At 43.9% G+C, this 4,308-nt stretch carries 4 protein-coding genes; all 4 read left to right on the top strand.

Translation table 11 applies throughout. The features are described from left to right. Positions 1–1,100: DNA polymerase/3'-5' exonuclease PolX (locus KGY70_17800; protein ID MBS3777056.1), on the top strand; the 1,100-nt coding region annotated here is incomplete at its 5' end. A gap of 158 nt (positions 1,101–1,258) precedes the next feature. Further along, the gene (locus KGY70_17795) at positions 1,259–1,558 is read left to right on the top strand and encodes a nucleotidyltransferase domain-containing protein (GenBank protein ID MBS3777055.1); all 300 of its coding nucleotides are present in this window, start codon (positions 1,259–1,261) and stop codon (positions 1,556–1,558) included. Further along, the gene (locus tag KGY70_17790; protein MBS3777054.1) at positions 1,551–1,898 is read left to right on the top strand and encodes a DUF86 domain-containing protein; all 348 of its coding nucleotides are present in this window, start codon (positions 1,551–1,553) and stop codon (positions 1,896–1,898) included. Before KGY70_17795 ends, KGY70_17790 begins: the two co-directional genes overlap by 8 nt. A 146-nt stretch (positions 1,899–2,044) precedes the next feature. Continuing rightward, positions 2,045–4,308, top strand: a 2,264-nt coding sequence (locus KGY70_17785) for a transglycosylase domain-containing protein (protein MBS3777053.1), incomplete at its 3' end; no start/stop codon positions are given.

Below are 4,308 nucleotides of genomic sequence, written 5' to 3'. Positions count from 1 at the left end.
ACAATCCAACGGAGGTTATGAACCGCTTTGTAAGCTATGAGGAGGTGAAGGAAGTCATTGCCCACGGCGAAACCAAATCATCGGTGATACTCCGTACTGGCCTGCAGGTCGACCTCCGGGTCATCCCCGGAAAAAGTTATGGTGCTGCCATGTTATATTTCACAGGCTCCAAAGCCCATAACGTGGCCATCCGCCGCATTGCCCAGGAACAGGAATACAAAATCAATGAATACGGCATCTATCGCGGAGAAACCTGGAAGGCCGGCCAAACGGAAGAAGAGATGTACAACCAGATCGGCCTGTCCTATATCGAACCCGAGCTGCGGGAAAACAGGGGCGAGGTGGAAGCCGCACAAAACAATACACTGCCCAACCTGGTCACCATGGAGGACATCAAAGGCGATTTTCAGTCACACACCAAAGCCTCCGACGGCAAGTTCACACTGGAAGAGATGGCAGAGGGGGCACGTAAAAAGGGGTACGAATATTTTTCCATCACCGATCATTCCAAACGGGTGACCATGGCCCACGGGCTGGATGAAAAAAGGCTGGCTCAGCATATAGAAGCGGTGGACCAACTCAATGAAAAAATCCAGAACCTAAAAATCCTCAAGTCCATAGAAGTGGACATCCTGGAAGACGGAACACTAGATCTTTCGGATGACATACTCAAAAAGCTGGATATTGTGGTGGTGGCCATCCACTACAACATGAACCTGAGCCGGGAGAAACAGACCAATCGTGTATTGAAGGCCATGGAAAGTCCCTATTTCCATATCATGGCCCACCCCACCGGCAGGATGATCGGCAAGCGCGAAGGATATGAGCTGGATATGGAAAAGATCCTCGATGCGGCTGCTGAAAAAGGCTGCTTCATGGAGATCAACGCTGCCCCCGACCGGCTGGACCTGTCCGACATCTATGCAAGGATGGCCAAAGATAAAGGCGTTAAAATGGCCCTATCCACAGATGCCCACAACCTGGATAACCTGGGCTACATGCGTTTCGGTGTCAACCAGGCCAGGAGAGCCTGGCTGGGACCCAAAGATGTGATCAATACTTACTCCTGGGAAGAACTAAAGAAGATGATTCCCGGGTAATCAATTCATCTATTCATTCCGATTCTTATAAACTAAAGTAAATGAATAATAGAGAAAGAAAATAGATATTCACTTTATGCAAAAATTGCAGATTATAGCAAAATGAGTCCGTAATAAAACTCCAAAATAATTGTATTTTTGTGTAAAATAAATTGAATATGAACGACACTTACCAAATATTAAACTATTTATCAAGCAACAAAGATCGATTAATGAGAGAATATCATCTCACCAAAATTGGAGTATTTGGATCAGTTGCCAGTGGAGATCAATCAGAACAGAGTGATATAGATATAATTGTAGAATTCGACGACCAGGTTAAAGATTTATATATGGTAAAGAAACAGTTAGGAGATGAAATTAAAAAACAATTTAATCGACCTGTTGATATATGCCGGGAAAAATATATTAAACCGATAATTAAAAAACATATTCTTTCGCAAGCCCGATATGTCTAAAACATCACATAAAGACTTTGCATGTATCGTTTCAATCCTTGACTCGATTGAAAAAATACTGGATTACACTGCCGGATTCAAAAATGCCGATGAATTCTTTGAGGATACAAAATCGTTTGATGCAACCATGATGAATTTTGTTGTAATTGGAGAGATGGCTGACAAGTTATCCTGGGAAATAAAGGCTCAAACTAGCGGTAAAGTTGACTGGCAAAGGGTAGTAGGATTTAGAAACATTATTGCTCATAATTATTTTGGCATTGATGCCGAGGAAGTTTGGCAAATTATTCAAAACAGGCTAGGTGGACTAAAAGAGGTATTAAAAGATTACGTGGATTAGCCAATTAGACAATTTTTCATTTTTCCAGAATATTCCTTACTTTTGTTCAGAGACTTACATGCTAAACAATACTACCCTGAAAATAAAAAAAATCATTTAGTTTACTGATTTAGAATTTGATCAAAACACTTGCGAAGCCTTAAATCATGGATCTCAACCACAAAATAGACAAAATATTACATGAGATTCGGGAAATAGAGCAGTATATCCTTGATTTCAGGAATACAGGGTCCATTTCAAAAGAGGAAATGGAAAACCTGAAGAAAAGGGTCCGTGATCTGTATGGCGAGCTAAAGCGTATCCGGCGCAATTACCCCTATAGAAAATCATACCCTGACAAAAAAATTCCTTTTCAGCATCAGGAAACAGGTAAAAAGGAAACAGCAGATTTAGAGCAACGGAAAGGCCGGGATCAACAAAAAAAGAGAACCGTAAAACCCCTCGAAGATAAAAAGGAAATCAGAATAAGGGATGAGGTCCAACCTGCAGGAAAAATCAAAATTCCCGCTATTCCCAAATCCCATCAATTAAAGAAACAACTCAAAACCTACCTCTCCTCCGCCAGGGTGTGGCTCATTGTCATGATGCTTTTTTCAGGATTGGTTGCCTATACCGGGTACAATACCTATCACGGCAAATATGGTGACATTCCCGATACACAAACACTGAAAAATATCAAGCAGGCGCTTGCCACTGAAATATATACCAGTGATGGCCAGTTGATGGGGCGGTACTATTTCGAAAACAGGAACAGCATTCACTTCGAACACATCCCTGCCGAAATCATCCATTCCCTTCTTGCCACCGAAGACGCCCGTTATTTTGAGCATCATGGAATCGATACCAGGAGCATCTTCCGTGTAATGTTTCGCACCATTCTATTGGGTGATGAAAGTTCGGGAGGAGGCAGTACCCTTACCCAGCAACTGGCAAAAAACCTGTATCCCAGAAGGGGTGACAGCCACATAGCGCTTATAGGAAGCAAAATACGTGAAATGATCATTGCATGGAGGCTGGAAAATCTGTACTCCAAAGAACGGCTTCTCCAGATGTATCTGAATACCGTGCCCTTCGGGGAATATACTTTTGGGATAAAAAATGCCTCCCAGCTCTATTTCAACAAGCTTCCTTCAGATTTGAGCCTGGAGCAGGCCTGCATGTTAATCGGTATGCTCAAGGGCACCAGCTACTATAATCCCCGTAAAAATCCCGAAAGGTCAAGGGAACGAAGGAATGTAGTGCTTTCCCAGATGGCAAAATACAATTATCTCAGCCAGGATACAGCCCAAAAGTTGATGGATAAACCGCTAAGAGTGAACTATACTCCCGTCGGCCATAACCATGGATTGGCGCCTTACCTGCGGGAATACCTGCGCCCAAAGCTCAAAGAATGGTGTAAGAACCATACCAAACCCAACGGAGAACCCTATAATCTCTACACCGACGGACTTAAAGTATATACCACCATAGACGGCAACTTGCAGGAATATGCAGAAGAAGCAGTAAGCAAACACATGCCCGGACTTCAGAAGATGTTCGACCGTCAGCTCAGTATCGCCAATAACCAAAGGCATCAATCCCTGGTCAGAGAGATACTCGCCGGTATCCCTGCCTATAAGGATGAATCGATATGGAACAGGGAATCTTCTCTTTACGAGGAAAAATCAATGGAGATATTCACCTGGGACGGACTGAAAAGGGTTAAAATGTCACCCATTGATTCGGTAAAGCATTATCTTTCCATGCTTAATGCAGGCTTTATGGCCATGGATCCCCATAACGGCCATATTTTGGCCTGGCTCGGGGGCATTGACCATCGTTTTTTTAAATACGACCATGTCACTTCAAAGCGACAGGTCGGATCTACCTTCAAACCTTTTGTGTATGCCAATGCCCTTCAAAATGGCGCAGAACCATGCCATTACTATCCCAATGACAGCATTGTTTACGAAGATTATGACCACTGGACGCCCAACAATGCAAACCGGAAATATGGAGGAGTCTATTCGCTCCGGGATGCACTGGTGAATTCTGTCAATACCATTTCGGTACAGCTACTGATGAAAGCAGGCATAGATTCAACCATCCGGCTTGCCAAAAATATGGGCATAAACTCTGCTTTTCCTGAAGGGCCTTCACTGGCCCTTGGTACCGTGAATGCATCGGTAAGGGAACTGGCGGAGGCTTACACCGGTTTTGCCAATGACGGAAACCCTTTGAAAGGTAAAGTGCTGTTGAGAATAGAGAACTCGGAGGGTAAAGTTCTGGAAACCTTCAACTCAAGGAATAATCCCCGGCAGGTGCTGGATGAAAAGATTGCCGAACAGATCACCATGATGCTGCAGGATGCCGTCAAAAGGGGCACTGCCCGTTCCCTTCCCCGACACTATAATTTTTCGGGTGATGTGGC

The organism is Bacteroidales bacterium (assembly GCA_018334875.1).
GTDB lineage: Bacteria > Bacteroidota > Bacteroidia > Bacteroidales > UBA12077 > JAGXLC01.
Note: the sequence above shows the minus strand (reverse complement) of the source record. Positions and strands in the feature narration are given on the sequence as shown.